17 protein-coding genes are annotated in these 20,899 nt (G+C 38.9%); 1 reads left to right on the top strand and 16 read right to left on the bottom strand.

From position 1 onward, the window contains the following. Window positions 1-192: 192 nt before the first annotated feature. The 11 genes from dusB to QUF91_RS00865 form a co-directional block, all read right to left on the bottom strand. Entirely contained in the window at window positions 193-1,233 is a 1,041-nt protein-coding gene (gene dusB, locus QUF91_RS00915) for a tRNA dihydrouridine synthase DusB (RefSeq protein WP_285399007.1), read from the bottom strand. A 108-nt stretch (window positions 1,234-1,341) separates the two neighbouring features. Continuing rightward, a complete protein-coding gene (gene folK, locus QUF91_RS00910; protein WP_289416508.1) occupies window positions 1,342-1,863 on the bottom strand; it encodes a 2-amino-4-hydroxy-6-hydroxymethyldihydropteridine diphosphokinase in 522 nt (173 codons plus the stop codon). Continuing rightward, window positions 1,863-2,228 (bottom strand): dihydroneopterin aldolase, encoded by a 366-nt coding sequence (folB, locus tag QUF91_RS00905; RefSeq protein WP_285399010.1) that lies wholly within the window; start codon window positions 2,226-2,228, stop codon window positions 1,863-1,865. Before folB ends, folK begins: the two co-directional genes overlap by 1 nt. Then, window positions 2,228-3,082, bottom strand: a complete 855-nt coding sequence (folP, locus tag QUF91_RS00900; protein WP_285399011.1) for a dihydropteroate synthase — start codon at window positions 3,080-3,082, stop codon at window positions 2,228-2,230. The genes folB and folP overlap by 1 nt, the downstream gene beginning before the upstream one ends. A gap of 13 nt (window positions 3,083-3,095) precedes the next feature. Then, window positions 3,096-3,935 carry an aminodeoxychorismate lyase gene (pabC, locus tag QUF91_RS00895; protein WP_285399012.1) on the bottom strand — a complete coding sequence of 280 codons (840 nt, stop codon included), beginning with the start codon at window positions 3,933-3,935 and terminating at the stop codon, window positions 3,096-3,098. Next, window positions 3,936-4,517: an aminodeoxychorismate/anthranilate synthase component II gene (gene pabA / locus QUF91_RS00890; protein ID WP_285399013.1), complete on the bottom strand. Its 582-nt coding sequence runs from the start codon at window positions 4,515-4,517 to the stop codon at window positions 3,936-3,938. Next, complete coding sequence (locus QUF91_RS00885) at window positions 4,514-5,893, bottom strand: anthranilate synthase component I family protein (RefSeq protein WP_285399026.1); 1,380 nt, start codon at window positions 5,891-5,893, stop codon at window positions 4,514-4,516. The genes pabA and QUF91_RS00885 overlap by 4 nt, the downstream gene beginning before the upstream one ends. 198 nt (window positions 5,894-6,091) lie before the next feature. Further along, window positions 6,092-7,021, bottom strand: coding sequence for a cysteine synthase A (cysK, locus tag QUF91_RS00880; RefSeq protein ID WP_285399014.1), 930 nt, complete (start codon window positions 7,019-7,021; stop codon window positions 6,092-6,094). 263 nt (window positions 7,022-7,284) lie between these two features. Beyond that, window positions 7,285-8,259, bottom strand: coding sequence for a peptidyl-prolyl cis-trans isomerase (locus QUF91_RS00875; protein ID WP_285399015.1), 975 nt, complete (start codon window positions 8,257-8,259; stop codon window positions 7,285-7,287). Next, window positions 8,243-9,124, bottom strand: coding sequence for an Hsp33 family molecular chaperone HslO (hslO, locus tag QUF91_RS00870; protein ID WP_285399016.1), 882 nt, complete (start codon window positions 9,122-9,124; stop codon window positions 8,243-8,245). The genes QUF91_RS00875 and hslO overlap by 17 nt, the downstream gene beginning before the upstream one ends. A gap of 21 nt (window positions 9,125-9,145) precedes the next feature. Beyond that, window positions 9,146-9,913: a type III pantothenate kinase gene (locus tag QUF91_RS00865; protein ID WP_289416505.1), complete on the bottom strand. Its 768-nt coding sequence runs from the start codon at window positions 9,911-9,913 to the stop codon at window positions 9,146-9,148. Window positions 9,914-10,316: 403 nt separating this feature from the next. Here QUF91_RS00865 and QUF91_RS00860 point away from each other — a divergent pair, with 403 nt between their 5' ends. After that, window positions 10,317-11,783, top strand: coding sequence for an IS1182 family transposase (locus tag QUF91_RS00860; RefSeq protein ID WP_285398117.1), 1,467 nt, complete (start codon window positions 10,317-10,319; stop codon window positions 11,781-11,783). Between the two features lie 557 nt (window positions 11,784-12,340). On the opposite strand, the gene QUF91_RS00855 is transcribed toward QUF91_RS00860, so the two are convergent. The 5 genes from QUF91_RS00855 to QUF91_RS00835 all read right to left on the bottom strand — a co-directional run bounded on the left by QUF91_RS00855 (window position 12,341) and on the right by QUF91_RS00835 (window position 20,298). Then, entirely contained in the window at window positions 12,341-13,174 is an 834-nt protein-coding gene (locus QUF91_RS00855) for an aldo/keto reductase (RefSeq protein ID WP_285399020.1), read from the bottom strand. A gap of 174 nt (window positions 13,175-13,348) precedes the next feature. Beyond that, window positions 13,349-15,373, bottom strand: coding sequence for an ATP-dependent zinc metalloprotease FtsH (ftsH, locus tag QUF91_RS00850; RefSeq protein ID WP_285399021.1), 2,025 nt, complete (start codon window positions 15,371-15,373; stop codon window positions 13,349-13,351). Window positions 15,374-15,860: 487 nt separating this feature from the next. Beyond that, window positions 15,861-16,403, bottom strand: coding sequence for a hypoxanthine phosphoribosyltransferase (gene hpt, locus QUF91_RS00845; RefSeq protein WP_285399023.1), 543 nt, complete (start codon window positions 16,401-16,403; stop codon window positions 15,861-15,863). Between the two features lie 63 nt (window positions 16,404-16,466). Then, window positions 16,467-17,873: a tRNA lysidine(34) synthetase TilS gene (gene tilS, locus QUF91_RS00840; protein ID WP_289416500.1), complete on the bottom strand. Its 1,407-nt coding sequence runs from the start codon at window positions 17,871-17,873 to the stop codon at window positions 16,467-16,469. 28 nt (window positions 17,874-17,901) lie between these two features. Further along, window positions 17,902-20,298, bottom strand: coding sequence for a SpoIIE family protein phosphatase (locus QUF91_RS00835; protein WP_289416499.1), 2,397 nt, complete (start codon window positions 20,296-20,298; stop codon window positions 17,902-17,904). Between the last annotated feature and the right edge of the window lie 601 nt (window positions 20,299-20,899).

The raw sequence follows: 20,899 nt of genomic DNA, 5'->3' as shown, positions 1-20,899 counted from the left end.
GAAAAGTAGGCGTCTCAAAACCAACTGTGAGACGCCTTTTCAACGTAATCAATTATGCCTCGGCATAGAATCGGCTTTGTGCTTAGGCGTGCGTGATCCAGGTCAGTTAGCCGTTATCGCATGGATGTGATGATTTTAGGCTAACATCCTCTAAGAACTCCTTTCCGATTTCCGTGACACCCGTTGAAAAAGTTAATAAATTAATTCTTTTGCTTCCGGTACTATTAATTTAGATTCAAGTTCTTCATATTCTTGTACAAGTCCATTTAATAGTGCACGAAGCGCTACTGCAGTTTCTGTTTGATTAATCTCTTTACGCGCTTTACCATTACCACGAATACCTTTTAAATACCACGAAGCATGTTTACGCATTTCACGTACTGCCACACTCTCTCCTTTTAATTGCATAAGGCGTTCAAAGTGAAGCAAACACACATCAATTTTTTCACGTACACTTGGCTCTTCTTTTAGCTCACCAGTTTCAAGGTATTGAACTGTACGATAAATCATCCAAGGATTACCTAAAGCAGCGCGCCCAATCATTACTGCATCCACCCCAGTAGTATCAAGCATACGTTTTGCACCTTGAGGAGTTTCTACATCACCATTACCAAGCACAGGAATTTTTACATTTTCCTTCACTTGACGAATGATATCCCAATTCGCCTTTCCTTCGTACATTTGTACCCGCGTACGTCCATGAACAGCCACCGCCGAAGCACCAGCACGTTCTGCAGCTTGTGCGTTCTCAACAGCAAAGATATGCTCATCATCCCAACCAATACGCATTTTTACGCTGACAGGTTTTTTTACGGCATCGACAACAGCCGCTACCATTTCATATAATTTATTCGGATCTAAAAGTAAACGAGCGCCCGCTTCACATTTAATAATTTTATTAACTGGGCAGCCCATATTAATATCGATAATATCGGCGGTTGTGTTTTCATCTACATACTTGGCCGCTTCCACTAGTGTTTCCTTATCACCACCAAAAATTTGCAATGAAAGTGGATTTTCACGCTCATCGATATAAAGCATGCCTAGTGTTTTTTCGTTCTTCTGGACAATCCCTTTATCACTAATCATTTCTGCATATACTAGCCCTGCCCCGAACTCCTTAACAGTTAAACGGAAAGCAGAGTTACAAATTCCAGCCATTGGCGCTAAAACGACACGGTTGTCCATAACTATATCGCCAATTTGAAACGGCTTCTCAGTTGTCTGACTCAATGATGTTTTCCCCCTTCTATAGGTTCTCACCTATTCCTATATATATCTATCGTTAATGCTATGCAATTATGGCATATCCCAATAACCTTTAACCCCTGGATTAGGAACTTAATTGACGGGCTGCATCATTTTCAGCTCTGCTGATGCTCGCCATAAAGTTACGCCTTCCTCTTCACAATCCATCTGTTGCATTATATCATGCGCCCTTTGCAGTTGTTCTCCAACTGGTGTAGGCGTAATTTCTATCAGTGGTACTAATACGAAAGCTCGCTCATACATTCTTGGATGTGGAACAATTAGGCTCTCTGTTTCAATATCTTCGTGATTGTAGAGTAAAATGTCAAGGTCTATGATTCGAGGGCCCCATCGAAATTCACGAACACGACCTAGTTCACTTTCAATCCATTGGCAGATTTTTAGCATTTCAGAAGATGAGTAACTCGTTTTAATATGAACTGCAATATTTAAAAAGTCGGCTTGGTCAGTGTAGCCTACAGCAGCTGTTTCATAAACCGAAGAAGTGTGCACAACTTCAATTTCCTTATTTTCCGTTAAAAGTTTAACAGCATGTTGTAGGTTTTCAAATCGATCTCCCATATTTGTCCCGATTGATAAATACACATTATTCATTAGTAATCACCTCTCGTTACCTCTACTGATACTTCTTTATAATAGCCATGGATTGGTGGATCTGGTTTAATAAGCTCCACGCGAACACCCTTAACCTTTTCTGAGTATGTCTCTAAAATACTGTTTGCTATTTTCGATACAAGTGCTTCAATAAGCTTGAACGGCTCACCTTCTACGATATCACGACATAACGCATAAACCTCTGCATAATTCACCGTATAATTTAAGTCGTCAGTTTCTCCTGCCATTGTCATGTCTACAGCAAGTGAAACATTAGCACGAAAGCGTTGACCGAGTGTAGTTTCAGCTGCTAAGACACCGTGATAGCCATAAAACTGCATATCCTTTAAATGAATATAGTCCATCATGCTTCCTCCTTAAAAATACGTTTACCAACTAAAATATCAGCCATATGTGTAGCTCGCGCCATTTCCTTTACATCATGCACACGAATCATATGGCATCCCTTTTCAATACCGTAAACAACTGTTGCGCCCGTACCTTCTATACGCTCCTCAACAGGCAGTTTTAAAACATTACCGATCATTGACTTACGTGAAGTCGCTAGTAAAACAGGATAACCCATTGCTACGAGCTCCTTTAAATGCTGCATCATTTCTATATTTTGAGCGGTAGTTTTCGCAAAGCCTATGCCTGGATCTAAAATAATATGATGATCTGGTATACCTGCATTCCGGGCAATAGCAATACTCTTCTCTAAATCAGCCTTTGCCGTTGCCCAAAAATCAGTTCCATAATCAGTGTTTTCCCGATTGTGCATTAAAATAATCGGTACATTTAAATCTGCAGCGACCTGAGCCATCTTAGGATCAGCCTTTGCACCCCATATATCATTAATAATATGTGCACCAGCTTCGATAGCCGCTCGTGCTACGTTTGCTTTATACGTATCAACCGATATAATTGCAGGCACTTCAGCTACTAAAGCTTGAATAACTGGCACAATACGTGCAATTTCATCTTCATCGGAAATACGCTCATAACCTGGACGTGTTGATTCTCCGCCAACATCAATAATTTTAGCACCCTCAGCTACCATTTTTTTCGCTTGTGTAACTGCAGCTTCGACGTTATTAAACTTTCCTCCATCTGAGAATGAATCTGGCGTGACATTTAAAATACCCATCACAAAAGTTTCTGCTGTATAGTCTAACGTGATACCGTTAATAGTTAATGGTGTTGTATATTTTTCTAGCATGTTAACGCTCCTTCTATTCTTGTTCCACTTCATTGACAAATGCTTCATGTAAACACGAATAAATAGGCCCTTTATTGCCTAGTAACTGCTTGTTTTCTAATTTACGAATTGGAACTAACTCTTGTATAGAGTTGGTAATAAAGCATTCTGAGCATTGCTCTACATCCTCTTTAGTAAAGAAACCTTCTTTTACCTTAATCCCCAGAGATTGCGCTCGCTCAATTATCCATGCTCGGATAATTCCAGGTAAAATACCAGTCTCTAAGGAAGGCGTATATAGTATATCATCTTTCACCCAAAAGATATTTGATGTAATACCTTCAGCAACATAGCCTTCTTCCGTTAAAAAGAAGCCTTCTTGTTGTGCCAAAGATGGCATCTCAAAACGCCCAAGAACGTTATTACCATAATGATGCGATTTCACTCGTAGCCCTTTTTCAGGAGTATTACGAGGTGTTACAAGCCACTGTGCGTTTTTCTCCATACCTCTAGGTGTATCATGTAATTCTTTGCGAAAAACAATAACATTCGGATGTCTATATTCTGTCGGCTGTAAACCGATACTATGCTCTCCAGCTGATACATTTATACGGAAATAGCCATCCTGTCCATTCGCCTGTTCATTTAATCGCTGAACAACCTTTAGTAATTCATCTTCAGTATAAGGCATATGAATACGATATTGAGAAAGCGCTGTTTGCAACCTCTCGATATGCGCTTCCCAACAAAACACCTTTCCCTTATACGTTCGAAATGTTTCGAAAAAACCTAAGCCATATAAAAACCCATGATCGAATGGCGAAATGCGCAAATCCTGCGCCGCTACATAGTCACCGTTCATCCAACACAGCATTTACTTCGCTCCCTCTACATACAATTCTATAAACTGGCGTAGAAGCTTTTTACCTTGCTCCGTCATGATCGATTCAGGATGGTATTGCACGCCCTCAATTGGATAGTCCTTATGGCGAATACCCATAATCTCGCCTTCTTCTGTCCATGCAGTTACTTCAAAACATGCTGGTAATGTTTCTTTTTCAACAATCAAAGAGTGGTATCGAGTAGCTTCAAATGGATTTGGCATTCCCTTATGCAAACCTATTTCAGCATGTAACACAGGTGATGTTTTACCATGCATCAAACGCTCAGCTCGTATAACATTCCCTCCAAATACTTGAGCAATGGCTTGATGGCCAAGACAAACGCCTAAAATCGGAATATTTCCCGCGAAATTCTTAATAATGTTCAGGCTTTCACCTGCTTCATTTGGGCTACATGGTCCTGGAGAAATGACAATCATATCTGGTGCAAGTTGTTCAATATCCTTCAACGTCAATACATCATTTCTTTTTACCACTAATTCATGACCAAATTCTCCAAAATACTGCACTAGGTTATACGTAAATGAATCATAGTTATCAATCATTAAAATCATTTTGCTCGCTCCTCCGCCATTGCCTTTGCCTGCCACATCGCCTTCGCTTTATTTAAAGACTCTTGGTATTCTTTTTCTGGAACAGAATCAATAACAATGCCCGCTCCTGCCTGAATATGCGCTACTCCGTCTTTAACAAATGCTGTACGAATAACAATATTAAATTCCATATCACCTGTGTAGCCTAGCCAGCCAATTGAACCAGTATATAATCCTCGTCTTACAGGTTCTAACTCTTCAATAATTTCCATCGTACGAATTTTCGGTGCACCCGTTATTGTTCCTCCTGGAAACATAGCACGGATAACGTCTGCATTCGTTTTCCCTTCAGCTATTTCTCCTCGCACGTTGGAAACAATATGCATCACATGCGAATAGCGTTCAATGACCATGAATTCATCCACTTCAACCGTTCCAAATGTAGATACTCGCCCTAAATCATTGCGCTCTAAATCAACAAGCATTACATGTTCAGCACGTTCCTTGTCGTTATCAATCAATTCCTGTGCTAATGCTAAATCCTCTGCTTCGGATTTTCCTCTTGGTCGTGTGCCAGCAATCGGTCGCGTAGACAACTCAGTACCGTGACGCTTCACCAAAAGCTCGGGTGATCCAGAAACGACAGCAAAATCCGGTGCTTCTATATAAGCCATGTAAGGTGATGGATTAAATGCACGTAATGCTTCATATACATCCATTGCAGTTGCATTTAATTTTTTGGATTGACGTACTGACAAATTCACCTGAAACACATCGCCCTGAGCTATATATGTTTGGATTTTACTTACCGCGTCTTCAAAGTCAGTCCCAGCAAATGATACTAGCAATTCACTTTCGTCGTTCACTATTTCTACAGCGCTTGTTTTCTCAAATTTGCGTGTAAGCAATCCTTCTTGCGCTGCCCCTTGCCATGCATTAGCACGTTCTTCTAAATCTACGTCACAGTCTGCTAGCTTCATAAGCGTTACTTTATTGGTTTTCACATCGTGTACTGCCCAGCAATCAAAAATATAAAAATAAATATCTGGTACATGTAAATCATCTACTGCAGTGTTAGGGAGCACTTCAATTTTACGCGCGTAATCGTATGCAACAAACCCTATTGCTCCACCTTGAAAAACAGGAAGCTCATCATTGTATGAAAGGTGATATTTCTCCACCAATTCCTCTAGCAATGCAAGTGGTTCACCATTTAAAACTTCTTTCTCACCATTTCTCCAATTTATAAGCAGGCCATTTTCGACCGACTGCGCTGTAGCTAACGGATTCCATGCAGCTATTGTAAAATGTCCTCCGCGTCCACTTTCTAAAAATACATGAGCTTTTTCTGTTTCTGTTTGCTCCTTATAACTATAAAAAAACGACTCTGCATCCATCGTTATTGTTTTCGTAAATATCGTCTTCAAGTTGCTATTCCCCTTTAAGTCATTTGATGTGATTCCATCTTAACTTGAATATTGCCTAGAAGCGAATATTTTTAAATTTAAGTACTGTAAGTTCCTGCATTCGGAAAGATATAGATATCAACAAAAAAAGACTCCTCGTTAAAGGAGCCTTACATACAAATTATTAGGTTAGTCTTCAAATTGATATAACGGAGTTGATAAATAACGTTCCCCATTAGAAGGTACGATTGCAAGAACATTCGAGCCCTTCCCTAAACGTTTTGCAGCTTCAATAGCAACATGGATCGCTGCACCAGATGAAATACCGCATAAGATACCTTCTTCACGCGCTACTTTACGAGCTACTTCGAAAGCAATCTCGTTTTCTACTGGGAATACAGAAGAATAAACATCTGTATCTAACACTTCTGGTACGAATCCGGCACCGATACCTTGAATTTTATGAGGTCCTGGTTGACCGCCAGAAAGTACAGGTGAATCTTTTGGTTCAACAGCAATAATTTCAATATCCGGATATTTCTCTTTTAACACAGCGCCTGCACCCGTAATTGTACCTCCTGTACCAACACCAGATACAAATGCATCTAATTTTAAACCTTCAAATGCTTCTACAATCTCCGGTCCAGTTGTTAAACGGTGAATAACAGCATTAGCTGGGTTCGTGAATTGTTGTGGTAAGAAGTAGCCATGCTCAGCAGATAATTCCTCTGCCTTAGAAATTGCACCTTTCATCCCTGCTGGTCCAGGTGTTAATACAAGCTCTGCACCATATGCACGTAATAAGTTACGACGCTCTAAGCTCATTGTTTCTGGCATCACTAATATCGCTTTATAGCCTTTAGCCGCAGCAATCATCGCAAGACCAATACCTGTATTACCAGAAGTAGGCTCAATAATTGTACCACCTGGCTTTAATGTACCATCTTTCTCAGCCGCTTCAATCATCGCTAAAGCTAAACGGTCCTTTACTGAGCTACCCGGGTTAAAATATTCTAATTTTACATAAACAGTACCTTCGTTTTCGCCAGTTGCATGATTTAACTTTACAATTGGTGTTTTACCAACTAATTCAGCTACTGAGTTCGCTAATCTACTCATTTATCCATCCACTCCTAATTCCTACTATTTTCATAGGTTTTACTTATTTTGATTTTATCAATTTTTCCATTCGATTGTCAATCAATAAACTTATATTTTCAGAATATTTATTGCCATCGAGCTAAACTAGAGTAAACAAAAAACCTGCTCAATATCCTAGAAAAGCCGCTACTCTGTTGACGCTAAACGTCTGCAGGTTTTTCCTGGCTCATTTTTCCCACAGATATCTCGCAGATTCCTTAAGCTCATTTCGGAGCAATCTGTTATTTACCTTTTTTAGCTTCTCCGTAATACCAAGTTGCACTGAATTCAGACCAAAATGCTTCTGGTGTAACCGATTGTGGCAATTGCTCTAACGCGAGCTCACGTTCAATATGTTCTTTCACATCGTCATATGTAAAGGATTGTCCTTCGCCTATTTCTTGAACTTGTACAATTCCGTAATGTCCGTTATCAAGCTTAAATGCTTTACTAATCTCACCTGCTTTTAAACCCTCAGCGGCTTTTAAAATGGCAGGATCAACATTTTCTTGTTTTTCTGTAAGGAAACCAATATCTCCGCCTAAACTAGCTGATGCGCTATCTACCGAGATTTCACGTGCCAGCACTGAAAAATCAGAGGCGTTTTTTATTTCACTTAACGCTTCCTCAGCAGCCTTTTTGGAATTCACCTCAATAAAATTAGTACGATAGCTTGTTTTCGTATTGTATAATGCCTGATTTTCCTCATAATATTTTTCAATACTGCCTTCTTTTATAACCACATCTTTTGTCAGTACCTTATCTAAAATAAGCTGTGAGCGAATTTTTTGTCGTAGCTGCTCTGATGAAAGATTTTGCATGGCTGTATCAAATTTATCCTGAGCAGATCGCATTAAAGCTAACTCTAAATCGATCTCTTCATCCGTAACTTTTATTTTATATTTCTTTGCTGCCTTTTCCATCACAGATTCATTCACTAAATTTTGTAGTGTCTCTTTACCATAGCGTTCTTCCATGGCAACCATCCACTCTTGACGTGTAATAATATCCCCGTCAATGGCAGCGACTTGTTCATCGCTACCAATTTCTTGAACGTTATCTGGGATTAACCAAGCAATAAACCACAAAATATTTCCTAATAACAAAATTATAATAACTGTTAATGCGGGTTTAGTTTTTAAACGGCGTTGCAATAAGGGCGTTTGGTTGTTGGACGTTGTAGCGTTTAAAGGGCGTCGATTACGCGTTGAGCTCATCGATAAATCCTTCTAGCTCTTCTTTTGAGAAACGGTATGTTTCTAAACAGAAGTGACATTGTGCTTCTGCTTCGCCATCCTCTTTAATCATTTCTCGAATTTCCTGTGTCCCTAACCCTAAAATCGCTGCACCAAATCGCTCTTTTGAACATTGACATTTAAACTCTACTGGCATGGAATCTAAAATTTGCAAATGACCTTTTCCTAACACAGCTTCTAAAATTTGCTCTGGAGTAAAGCCTTTTTCAATCATTTTTGAAACTGGCTCTATAGTAGCTAGATGCTGTTCAATTTCATCGATTGTCTCTTCTTCACAACCTGGCATTAATTGAAGGATGAAGCCACCAGCTGCAAGAATTGTGTTATCAGGATTTACTAAAACACCTAGACCAACTGATGAAGGTACTTGCTCTGATGTAGCAAAGTAGTAAGTAAAATCTTCAGCAATTTCACCTGATATAATAGGTGTTTGTCCAGAGAACATATCTCTTAAGCCTAGGTCTTTTACGATTGTTAATGCACCTTCTGTCCCTACACCTGCACGTACATCAAGCTTACCTTGCTCGTTTAAGTCAAAATGAACCTGAGGATTCGTTACAAAGCCACGTACTTCTCCTTTAGCGTTACTATCAATCACCATTGGACCAATTGGACCGTTTCCTTCAATTTTAACGGTGATTTTTTCTTCACCTTTTAACATTGCACCCATCATCACAGCTGCAGTCATAGAACGACCAAGAGCAGCCGACACAACTGGCCATGTATTATGACGACGTTGTGCTTCTCCTACTGTTGCTGTTGTACACGCTGCAAAAACACGAACCTGTCCGTTAAATCCTAAACCTCGTACTAAATAGTCTTTCATAAATGAAATGTCCCTCATTTCTTATTGATTGCGTTTATATAGCTTATATAAGCCTTTTAATGTTAAAAACGGATCGACTACATCAATAGCTTGCGTCTCCCCAGCAATTAAATTTGCTAATCCTCCAGTAGCAATAACTAAAGGCTCTTCCTTACTTTGCGCTTTCATGCGATTAACAATTCCCTCAACTTGCCCAACGAAGCCGTAAAAAATTCCGGACTGCATCGCAGATACGGTTGTCTTTCCAACAATATGTGTAGAGCGCAATATTTCAATACGTGGCAATCTAGCTGCTTGTGTATAGAGCGCCTCCGTAGAAATCGAAATACCTGGAGCAATAGCACCGCCCATATAATCACCCTTTTCGTTTAAGTAACAATATGTTGTAGCAGTACCAAAATCAACAATAATCAGTGGTGCTTTATATGCTTCAAGAGCTGCAATAGCGTTAACTATGCGATCTGAGCCAACTTCACGTGGGTTTTCATATTTAATATTCAATCCTGTTTTCACACCTGGTCCTACAACGAGCGGTTTTTTACGAAAATACTTTTGACACATCGCTTCTAACGAAAACATAATTGGTGGTACAACAGAGGATATAATAATGCCCGTAACTTGTTCAAATGAAATGCCTGCATGATTAAAGAAAGATAATACTTGCATTGCGTATTCATCTTCAGTTTTATGAAGGTCTGTCACCATACGCCAATGGAAGGCTAATTGATCGGTGTCATCATAGACACCTAATACGATATTCGAATTCCCTGCATCTAAAACTAAAATCATGGCTGATGCCTCCTATTTATTGCACCTCACCGTAATTGTACCTGTCACTATACGATTGATACAACTAAAACAATGCATACACTTAAAGTTAAAACACTTTAGAAAATGATACCATACTTTTATTCCTATGAAATAGCCCTTCATGCTTCACTTAAAAAGGAACCACCCTCATATTAGGTAGCTCCTTTCATATTAAAGCGTGAAATTGATTTCCGTTCCGGCTGGGCGCTTTCCTGGGGGCGTCCGATGAGCCGCTTCGCTGCGCTCCAGGGTCTCATCTGTGACGCTGATCGAGGGCACTGAAAAAGTGGTTAGATAAAGGAAGTAGCGAATTTTTTCTCTACTTCCTTTTCTTTTTCATCTATAATTATTAGTATACTGTTCATTTTAGGTGGTGCTTTTTATGCTTTCCAAACAAGAAACGCTTGCTCTTAGTCCTCATATGGCAATCTATGATTTAGTTGTGCCAAAAGATAATATGCTTCGTCAAATGAAGGAATTAATTGATTTTACTTTTGTTTTAGAGGAATTAGAGACTAAATATTGTCTAGATAATGGTCGTTACGCTATTTCACCTATTCGTATGTTCAAATATTTATTACTTAAGGCAATTTATGATATTTCTGATGTTGATGTAGTAGAACGTTCTAAATATGATATGTCCTTTAAATATTTTTTAGATATGGCACCAGAAGAAGGTGTTATTGAGGCAAGTTCTTTAACAAAATTCCGTCGATTACGTTTACAAGATGTCCAATTGTTAGATTTACTCATTCACAAAACCGTAGAACTAGCTATTGCACAGGGTGTTTTAAAAAGTAAAACATTGATTGTAGACGCAACACATACGAAGGCACGCTACCAACAGAAGTCCCCGAAAGAGTTTTTACAAGAGAAATCAAAACAGGTACGAAAAGCCGTGTATCAATTCGATGAAACAATGAAATCAAAATTTCCCACTAAACCGACTTCTCAAGATATCCAAAAAGAAGTGGACTATTGTCACCAAGTCATTCAAATAATAGAAGAAAATAAGGCTATTGCTCAAATACCAAGTGTACAAGAAAAAGTAAATGTCCTCAAAGAAGTTATTGAAGATTATGAGCTTAAAATAAATTACTCAGCTGATCCTGATGCACGTGTCGGTTATAAATCTAAAGAGAATCCTTTCTTTGGTTATAAAACACATTTGGCAATGAGTGATGAAAGACTTATAACAGCAGTAGTTGTAACAACAGGTGAAAAAAGTGACGGGAATTATTTACAAGAGCTAGTAGAGAAGAGTGAGCAAGCAGGCATAGAAGTGAACACCATTCTTGGAGATACAGCGTATTCTGGTAAAGAGAATTTATTATACACAAAAAAGAAAGAGATTCAACTCATTTCAAGGCTACATCCTGTTATTACGAACGGTCAACGGAAGCAAGAAAGTAAGTTTGAGTTTAATAAAGATGCCGATTTATATGTGTGCCCTGCTGGACATTTAGCAAAGAGTAAAAGTATTAAAAAGCGTAAGAATTCCACGCAAAATACACAATTAAAATATTTCTTTGATATAGAAAAATGTAAAGTTTGTCCTTTAAAAGAAGGGTGTTATAAAGAAGGAGCGAAAACAAAAAGTTATTCAGTTTCTCTTCTGTCAAATGAACACATAGAACAAGAAGTGTTTCAGGAAACGGAATCCTTTAAACAATTGGCAAAAGAACGCTATAAAATCGAAGCAAAGAATAGTGAAATAAAAAACAGACACGGGTATAATCAAGCAAACGCCACGGGTCTATTTGGTATGCAAATACAAGCAGCCGCAACGCTATTTGTCGTGAATATGAAGAGAATTTTAAAACTAATGAACGAAAAAAGCAAAGAATAATGAAAGAAATCGGACGACCCCTTCCTAAAAAAGGATGAAATGGCGCCCGATATTTTTTTTGAGTTAAAAAATTTTAATTTTGATGAGTTTTTCAGTGCCCTCGACGCTGATCCCCAAGGAGTCGCCCAGCCTCCACTTCAATCAACCAATCTACTTAGCGTATATCTTCTGGTACGGCACTCTATTTATAGTTATAAAAAACTTCAACAAAATGTATTTTTGTGTGAAAGCGTAGCGTTAGCAATAACAGGTCTACAATTACTTCCCTGTTATAAGTCGCAATATTATTTACTTTTGAAATGAATAGTATTTATAAAAATTTACGCTATTGCTGATTGGAGTGGAGGGCTACTCGACTCCCGTGGGAAAGCGAGACAGGCGAGACCCTGCACGGAGCGCAAGCGGAGGAAGCTGCTCGACGCTCGCCCACAGGAAGCTCTGCTCTGCGCGAAAGCGTAGCGTCAGCGACAAAGCGAGTAGCCTGGAACGGAAATCAACTTCACTTTTTTTAGTATGTTGAAAAGGAGCCACCCTCATATTAGGTAGCTCCTTTCATATTATTTAAAATTAAATTTCTCCGGGTTTGGTCCACTACGTAATCCATCATTTAGCGCATCTAACTGAGCCATTTCTTCCTCTGCTAATGCAAAGTCAAAGACAGCTAGATTTTCCGTCATACGTGCAGGAGTCATTGTTTTTGGAATAGTTACTACACCATGCTGAACATCATAGCGTAACACAATTTGTGCTGGCGTTTTGCCATATTTTAAAGCTAGCTTCTGTATCAATGCTTCTTCCAACAAAGAACCATTCATTAGTGGTGACCATGCCTCTACCTGTATTCTTTTTTCCTTGCAATACGCACGCACTTCCTCTTGAATTAAGTGTGGATGAAATTCAATTTGATTAATAACAGGAATCACCGAAGTTTCCTTTAATAAATTTTCTAAATGGTGGACATGAAAATTACTAACTCCAATAGAGCGTACACGTCCGTCCTGATAGATCTTTTCAAGCGCTTTATAAACATCAACGTAATTTGTATCAATACCTGGCCAGTGAACTAAATATAAATCTAAATAATCTAATCCTAATTTTGCTAAACTACTATCATAAGCTGCTAGTGTTTCATCATAGGAGAGTCCATCATTCCAAACCTTTGATGTTACGAATAGTTCTTCACGTGTTACTAAGCCCTCGTCAATGGCTGCGCGAATTCCTCGCCCAACACTTTCCTCATTGCGATATACTTGCGCTGTATCAATGCTACGGTAACCTTTTGCAATAGCTGTTTTTACCGCTTTAGCCAAGTCATCCCCTTCAGGTACTCGAAAAACGCCATAGCCGATTAACGGCATTTCTAGACCATTATTCAATATTACGTTTCCCACGTTTCAACACTCCTATCTATGTTGGCTCTACATCAAATGTTCTGGACGGATATCCCAAACAAATATTAGAACCTCTATACGCAGCTGCGTATAATATCTCTATCCTAATATCTTCTGCTGAAGAAAGGCAAAGAAAAAGACTGCTTACAAAAATCGTAAACAGTCTTTCTAATATTAATCACGTTTTTCATCGATACCTTTTGCTGTATCAGTTGGCTCTTGACCTTCTTTTGGAAGCTCAGCTGTTGTTGGATTTGGCTCATTGCTAAGCAATTCTTTTTTAACAACTGGTTCACCAACTACATCTAATGTTGGTTGAGCTTCAACTTCGGCAGTTTTTTCCAAAACTATTTCAACTTCCGGTTCCGGTAAAACACCGTGATCACGTAAATGCTCGATTTCTTGCGCATTTAATGTTTCTTTTTCCATCAATGTTTTAGCAATTAAATCAAGTAATCCACGTTTTTCAGTTAGGATTCGTTTAGTACGTGCATATTGCGAATCGATAATTTGCTGCATTTCTTTATCGATTTCATAAGCAATCGAATCAGAATAGTTTTGATCTGAATTAAAGTCACGACCAAGGAATACATTACCACCCTGACTTGAACCGAACTGCATTGCACCAAGATTTTCACTCATACCATATTCAGTGACCATAGCACGTGCGATACTTGTTACCTTTTGGAAGTCATTATGTGCTCCAGTAGATACTTCGCCAAGTACGATTTCCTCTGCCACACGACCACCAAGAAGCCCTGCAATACGGTCAAGTAACTCTTGTTTTGTTGTGAAGAAACGTTCTTCCTTCGGTAACATAATCGCATAACCTCCAGCTTGACCACGAGGAACGATTGTTACTTTGTGTACTGTATCTGCTTCATCTAACTCTAAACCAACAACTACGTGGCCGGCTTCATGGAAGGATACAAGTTTTTTCTCTTTTGCAGAGTATACGCGGCTAGCTTTCGCTGGACCAGCAATTACTCGGTCAGATGCCTCATCGATATCTGCCATATTTATTGAACGTTTGCTTTTACGAGCTGCTACAAGCGCTGCTTCATTTAATAAGTTCTCTAAATCGGCACCTGAGAAACCTGGTGTACGTTGTGCAACAGCTGCTAAATCAACTGAATCTGCTAAAGGCTTGTTGCGCGCATGTACTTTTAGAATAGCTTCACGTCCTTTTACATCAGGGTGTCCTACTGTAATTTGACGGTCAAATCGACCAGGACGTAATAACGCTTTATCTAAAATATCTGGGCGGTTTGTTGCAGCGATAATAATAATACCTTCGTTTGCTCCAAAACCATCCATTTCAACTAACAATTGGTTCAGTGTTTGTTCACGCTCATCATGGCCACCACCAAGACCTGCGCCACGTTGACGACCTACAGCATCAATCTCATCGATAAAGATGATACATGGTGCGTTTTTCTTCGCATTTTCAAATAAGTCACGAACACGTGATGCACCGACACCGACAAACATTTCTACGAAGTCAGAACCTGAAATCGAGAAGAATGGTACGCCTGCCTCACCCGCTACTGCTCGTGCAAGTAATGTTTTACCTGTACCTGGAGGACCTACAAGTAAGATACCTTTTGGAATACGTGCACCGATTTCAGTGAATTTGCGGTGGTCTTTTAAAAAGTCAACAACTTCTACAAGCTCCGCTTTCTCTTCATCAGCACCCGCTACATCTGTAAAACGAACTTTTTTCTTCTGATCATCATAAAGTTTAGCTTTACTTTTACCAAAGCTCATCACTTTATTACCGCCACCTTGAGACTGGCTCATTAGGAAGAAGAATAAGAAAATGATAATAATGAAAGGAATAATCCCTGTAAAGAACTGAATCCATCCACTTGTTTCTGGTGCTGTTAAATATTTAATATTACTATTCTTATCCTTAGCAGCCTCATCGATGCGGTCCATTAAAGCTTGGTTTTCACGAGGGATATTTGTTGTAAAGCGTGCACCCTTCTCGTAACCCTTCAGTGTACCTTCAACGATGTATACTGATTTATCAGGTTGAATTGTAGCACTTGTTATTTGATTCTTATCTAGAGCTTCTTGAAACTCATTATAAGTTAACTCTTTCGTTGGCGCATTGCCACCATTGAAAGTACCAAAAATACCGATAATCACCAAGAATATCAGTAAATAGAATATGGTATATCGAAATATTCGATTCATCTCCAGCCTCCTCATTACAAACAGAAAAATTATAAGTAAAATCTTAACATATCATGATTTCATCATACAACGAAAAGCCCTACTTTAAAAAAGTTTCGTCCGATTTTTGTCGAAATCGAAACATATTTATGCATTTTTTAACTTTGTCCCTGCGTAACTGTACCTGTTACTTTATCTTGATACAGCTGAACAATGTGCCTAAATTTTTGAATTTCTTATAAAAGCTCATCGCCAAAACGCGAGGTTGATTGCCATTTAGACTGGGCACTTAAGGGTACCCGATGAGTCGCTTCACTCACGTTGCTCTCTAAAGTGCTTCATCTGTGGCGCTAATCCTCAAGGTGTCGCCCAGTCTCAAATCTGGCATTCGTTTTAACAAATGTCATCCCCAACTTTTTGGTGATAAGCCAACAAACTAAAAATCTATGGCCTTTGCTGGAGGCTTTCTCTTTTCATAGCTGATGTTCTTTCGTTAACTTTTTACTCGTTAGAAAGAATAGACTTCTGGCTTTAAAATGCCGATATACGGTAAATTACGGTATTTTTCTGCATAATCTAAACCATATCCTACAACAAAGCCGTCTGGTACTTTAAAACCAACATAATCAGCAGCCAAGTTTACTTTACGGCCTGATGGTTTATCTAACAATGTGACGATTTTGATGGATTTTGCTTTACGGTATTTAAATAAGTCTACTAAATAGCTTAAAGTTAAGCCGCTATCAATAATATCCTCGATAATTAATACGTCACGTCCCTCAACGCTTGTATTTAAATCCTTTAGAATCTTTACTTCGCCTGACGAAACTGTGGCATTACCATAGCTAGAAACATCCATAAAGTCTAGCTCAATGAAAGAATCGAAACGTTTCATCAAGTCAGTCATAAAAGGCATTGCCCCTTTTAAAACACCAACAGCTAGCGGGAATGCATCTTTATATTCCTCTGTCAGTTGTGCTCCTAAATCAGCGATTCTTTCTTGTAATTGTTCTTCTGTAATCATAACTTTTTCGATGTCATTTTGTAACATATCGATTCCTCCTCGTGTGTATAAAAAATTTTCAACCATTTGTGGTGAAATTTTACAAAGACCTTAGTCTACGATGAGCACTGTATCATCGTTTGGTTGTGGAGTGGTTGAAAAAAACATTCCCATACGCACACCAATTACCGCTACTACCTCATCAGATTGAGAAATCAGTAACGGCCAGCTATTTCGCTCATTTAAAGGAATCTTTTCATCTATAAAAAGGCGAGATAAGCGTTTTGGCTGATCCATTCCTTTTAACAGTATTCTGTCCCCTTCCTTACGTACTCTAACATAGAGCGGAAGTTTGAGTTTGCTAGCGTTAAAATAAAAAAGTTGCGCAGTATCCGTCATCATTTCAGATGATAAATCAGACAACTTGACTACGCATAAATGTTCACCATTTGTCAGAGTTGTCCACCCATTAGCAGTCGAAATAACTTTTTTCTCAGGAGAAACTTGATCTTCTAATAGTTCTTTCTTCTGAATTGTTAATGTTCCGTAACGGCGAACTGCTATAAAATCTTCTGCCAAGTGAACTTCAGCATACCCGGCTGTCGTATCACAAAGCTTTGAAATTGAAGTCAATAAAGCATAACTTTGTATCGTATTTGAATCTTTGTAAAGATAGTTTAATAGTATTAAAATGAGCCTCCTTTGTAAAGCAAGTGATACCAATTGAAAAGCCTCAATTTCCATGCTATATGTATTTCCGCTAATATTTTTTATCGTTCTAGAAAATACATCTTCCGCTAATGCCATTAAATAGGCATCGTCTTCTTGCAATTGTTTTGTAAAATGGGTCACCTGCTCAGTTACTCGAGGGTTTTCTGCTTCCAATAATGGCACCATATGATGTCTAAAACGATTGCGTACATAGGTGTCTTTAGAATTGCTAGCGTCTTCCCGATAATTTAAACCTTGTGTAAGTAAATATTCCCTTATTTCGGACTTTGTAACCGTTAAAAACGGACGAATTAATGATTTTCCTTCAAAAAAGCGTTGTGAACGTATACCTTGCATACCATTGATCGTTGCATTTTTTGTCAGGGCCATTAATACTGACTCCAGTTGGTCGTCCGCATGATGTGCAGTTACAAGCTTGCTAGCATTTGTTTTTTGCATGACCTCTTTAAAATATTGATACCGTTCTCTACGACAGATAAGCTGTGTATTTCCATTTTCTAAAGCCATGATTTCTGGTATTGGAATTGCTTTCGCATGTAAGTATACACCATACTCATCACAATATTTTTGGACAAAATCTCTATCCTCTGCAGATGCTTCACCTCTTAACATATGATCAACATGGACGGCTTCTACCGTAACCCCCCATTGCTCTTTTGTTTTGACAAAATAATGAAGTAAAGCCATTGAATCTACTCCACCCGAAACGGCGACGAGAAGGTGGTCGTCTTGCTGTAATAATTGCTCTTCTTCAATAAATAATTTGACCTTTAATTCAAATGACAAACGCTTCTCCTCCCCTTTTCGTTTTCTATCATGTTGATTTGCTCATAGAATGTTGAACTGGTCTAAACACAGCCCATGTAGGTACAACATGTGTAACTTCTAGCATCAATACAGTGCAATCGTCGTCGATGTTATAGTACGATTGGAAAGATTGCATAATCGTTGTTAGTTTTTCCTGTATGGATTTAGTAGTGCCTGCTACCTGCTGTGCATACGCTAAAAATGTCTCCTCCTGCTCATCCCAATCATCAATACTTGAAAATAATCCATCAGAGTGCATTAAAATTACATCGCCCGCTTTAAGCTTTCTTTTTTCAGCCTCAACTGCTGAAATGGATAAAAATCCTACAGGCGCTGCATTACTTTCAACCTTCAGCACCTCTTTCCCACGTAAAATATACGTAGACATTCCCCCGGCCTTCCACGACCACAAATCACCGTGTTGTAAATCGACAAGTGCAAAATCAAGCGTTGCATACATATCATTTTGCTGCTTTAAAGACATGACATAATGCAACGTATGCATCGCAGTTTCTGGATTCATATTGTAATTTAAGCATTCCCGCATTAAATGTATCAATTTTCTACTTTCATGCTGTGCTTCTTTACTCTGCCCCATACCATCTGACAATAAAATTGCAAATAGTCCAGGATGCAATTGAAATAATGCATGGGAATCACCTGAATATAAAGTCGCATCTTTAGACATGCTATATATATCATACTCTACTTCAAAGCTTATAGCTGATCTAAAGCTTACTTGAATGTGACGAAATGGTATATCACATGCTACTACTTTTTCAATTTCAAATGGTTCTTCAAAAATATCGTATAAAATTGGCAATATCATTCGTTCAGCTACTGTCGTATCTTCTTCCCAATTGACACGTGCTGGTGCTAAGGCACAGACAATTTTTCGTGCTCCAGGCTTATTACTTAATACATCTAGTTGAAAGCATTCAATATGTGCTTCTGTTAATCGTTGAGTAATGTCCTTTTCCACACTGACGAAGGAGATAGTCTCTTCTTTCATTTCCGCTATTAATTGATTTAGATGATTGCTCATATCACGTAGCTGAAGTGCAATCATTTTCTTACCATGAAAATACTGTCCATTAATGCGCTCTCTGTACAGCTCTGTTTCCAATTCTTCGAAAATTTTCGTTGATTTCACACATTTATAGCGTAGTTGTTCTTCGACACGATGAAGAGTAGATTCCTTTCCGACGCCTTTCATATGAAACCAGTCCGTCATAAGTTTGTCCATTCCGTTATTTTGCGCTCCCCAACAGCGATCGTAGCGAAAGCAGCTTAAACATGTATTCATTGGTGATACTTCCTTTGCCTCTTCTATCGGGACCGTCATAAAGCGTTCAAACACAAGTTCCTTCATAAATTGCACAAAATGCTGAAAATGTTCTAATTTATACGTAACATGCTCCGTTAACCAATTTTGACGGGCGAGCAAAATCTCCTCACGCTGCGGAAACAGCTTGTCCCGTACCTTATCCGAATATTTTTTCGGGACGGCTAGAAAAACAATACTGCCAATAGCAATCGATGTAAAATAAACACTGTCTAATGGCAATGTTGCATCGTAAAATAAAAAAAACACACTTGGCAGAATGCTACCAATTGCTACACCAAATCTTCCGGCACGAGCTCCCATCCCTGCACACAGCCCCGTTAAAGTTGCTACAGACAGCATACCTGAAAATGAAAGTTTTGCAACACCAATGAGAGTCCCAAGCACGGCTCCGATAACCGTCGCCAATGGTACACTTCCTACTAACGCACCAAAGCAAATTAATAATTGTACTAAAAAAATGGGGAGTGAAAAATAGCTAATGACAATTGCTTGCATCCCTGTGAGCATAGCAGCAAATACAACTAATCCAGAGCCTAGCTTCTCATATGTCCAATGACTCGTAAACCATTCATAAGAATTAACAAACAGTACTTGCATAAACAGCGTCATAATAAGAGCTAAAGCTGCTTCACAACCTACATAAAATTGTACAAGCACCGGTGGTAATCCTTGGTACATCACCCCCTGCCACATTATCTGTACAAGCAGTACCGCTAAAGAGACTGCAATACTTTGAGGCAGTTGCCAATAACGGAAGCGCATAATACATTCATACATAACGATTTGTAACGCTAAAATAAAGACTTGTCCAAGGCCAAGAAAAAAACACCCTATTAAACCACCGCACAAAACATATTTGGCATATTCCTTATACTTCGTTCGAATAATTGCCCAAAAAGGAACCGAGAAAGGTACAGCGGCTTCAAATACAACAGACTGAGCTAAAAAAAAGGATGTTAAAAAAAGTAGAGAGCCTATCAGCAATTGCCTTTTTTTCGCTCCTAATTTTTGATCATCGTCTACATTTGCTGTGTTATACCATTCAATACTCGTCATTTCACTATCCCCTTTCTGCTTCTGCACTTTTGGCTATTATAAAAAATTATGAGTGGAAAGATTGTCTGACGGTGACAGAAGAAAATATAAACATTTCGACGAATACATATGCATAAATACGAGAAATGGCAACAATTTCTACAAAAACTATAAGCCGTACTAGATTAGAAATATTTCCTCCTATGTAATTGTTTTTAAATAACAGAAAATTCCCTTAACTAAGTTTCTTTGTCGCTACATAATATTCTTTACAAAATCTATGCCATAAGAGGTCTAGTGCCCTTTCATCCTTTCTTTTTCATTGATCGATGCCCCCTATTTCGTCAAAATACTATAGTCAGCAGTTACGCTGATACTTTTCTACTTAAGAACAAAAAGTTTGATAAATTTCCCAAGAAAAGGCTCATCACCATAGCGTGTGGTTGATTGCCGTTCCGACCAGGCGCCTTGTAGCTGACGCTTCGCTTTCGCGCAGAGCAAAGCTTCCTAGGGTCGTCCGATGAGCCGCTTCGTGCAGGGTCTCGGGCCAACAGATGTTTTTTGCGCGAAAGCGTAGTGCTAACGAAGCGGCAGCAGCACGATGTTTTTTGCGCGAAAGCGT

Source organism: Lysinibacillus sp. G4S2, assembly GCF_030348505.1.
Lineage (GTDB): Bacteria > Bacillota > Bacilli > Bacillales_A > Planococcaceae > Lysinibacillus.
This window is presented reverse-complemented; position numbering and strand designations above follow the sequence as displayed.

Coding starts and splice junctions, on each gene's coding strand:
- ftsH (WP_285399021.1), bottom strand. CDS start 15,373: ATGAATCGAATATTTCGATATACCATATTCTATTTACTGATATTCTTG.
- hpt (WP_285399023.1), bottom strand. CDS start 16,403: ATGTTACAAAATGACATCGAAAAAGTTATGATTACAGAAGAACAATTA.
- QUF91_RS00885 (WP_285399026.1), bottom strand. CDS start 5,893: ATGGATGCAGAGTCGTTTTTTTATAGTTATAAGGAGCAAACAGAAACA.
- hslO (WP_285399016.1), bottom strand. CDS start 9,124: ATGAAAGACTATTTAGTACGAGGTTTAGGATTTAACGGACAGGTTCGT.
- folB (WP_285399010.1), bottom strand. CDS start 2,228: ATGGACTATATTCATTTAAAGGATATGCAGTTTTATGGCTATCACGGT.
- QUF91_RS00865 (WP_289416505.1), bottom strand. CDS start 9,913: ATGATTTTAGTTTTAGATGCAGGGAATTCGAATATCGTATTAGGTGTC.
- folK (WP_289416508.1), bottom strand. CDS start 1,863: ATGAATAATGTGTATTTATCAATCGGGACAAATATGGGAGATCGATTT.
- pabA (WP_285399013.1), bottom strand. CDS start 4,517: ATGATTTTAATGATTGATAACTATGATTCATTTACGTATAACCTAGTG.
- QUF91_RS00835 (WP_289416499.1), bottom strand. CDS start 20,298: ATGACGAGTATTGAATGGTATAACACAGCAAATGTAGACGATGATCAA.
- QUF91_RS00875 (WP_285399015.1), bottom strand. CDS start 8,259: ATGAGCTCAACGCGTAATCGACGCCCTTTAAACGCTACAACGTCCAAC.
- folP (WP_285399011.1), bottom strand. CDS start 3,082: ATGCTAGAAAAATATACAACACCATTAACTATTAACGGTATCACGTTA.
- QUF91_RS00860 (WP_285398117.1), top strand. CDS start 10,317: ATGCTTTCCAAACAAGAAACGCTTGCTCTTAGTCCTCATATGGCAATC.
- cysK (WP_285399014.1), bottom strand. CDS start 7,021: ATGAGTAGATTAGCGAACTCAGTAGCTGAATTAGTTGGTAAAACACCA.
- pabC (WP_285399012.1), bottom strand. CDS start 3,935: ATGCTGTGTTGGATGAACGGTGACTATGTAGCGGCGCAGGATTTGCGC.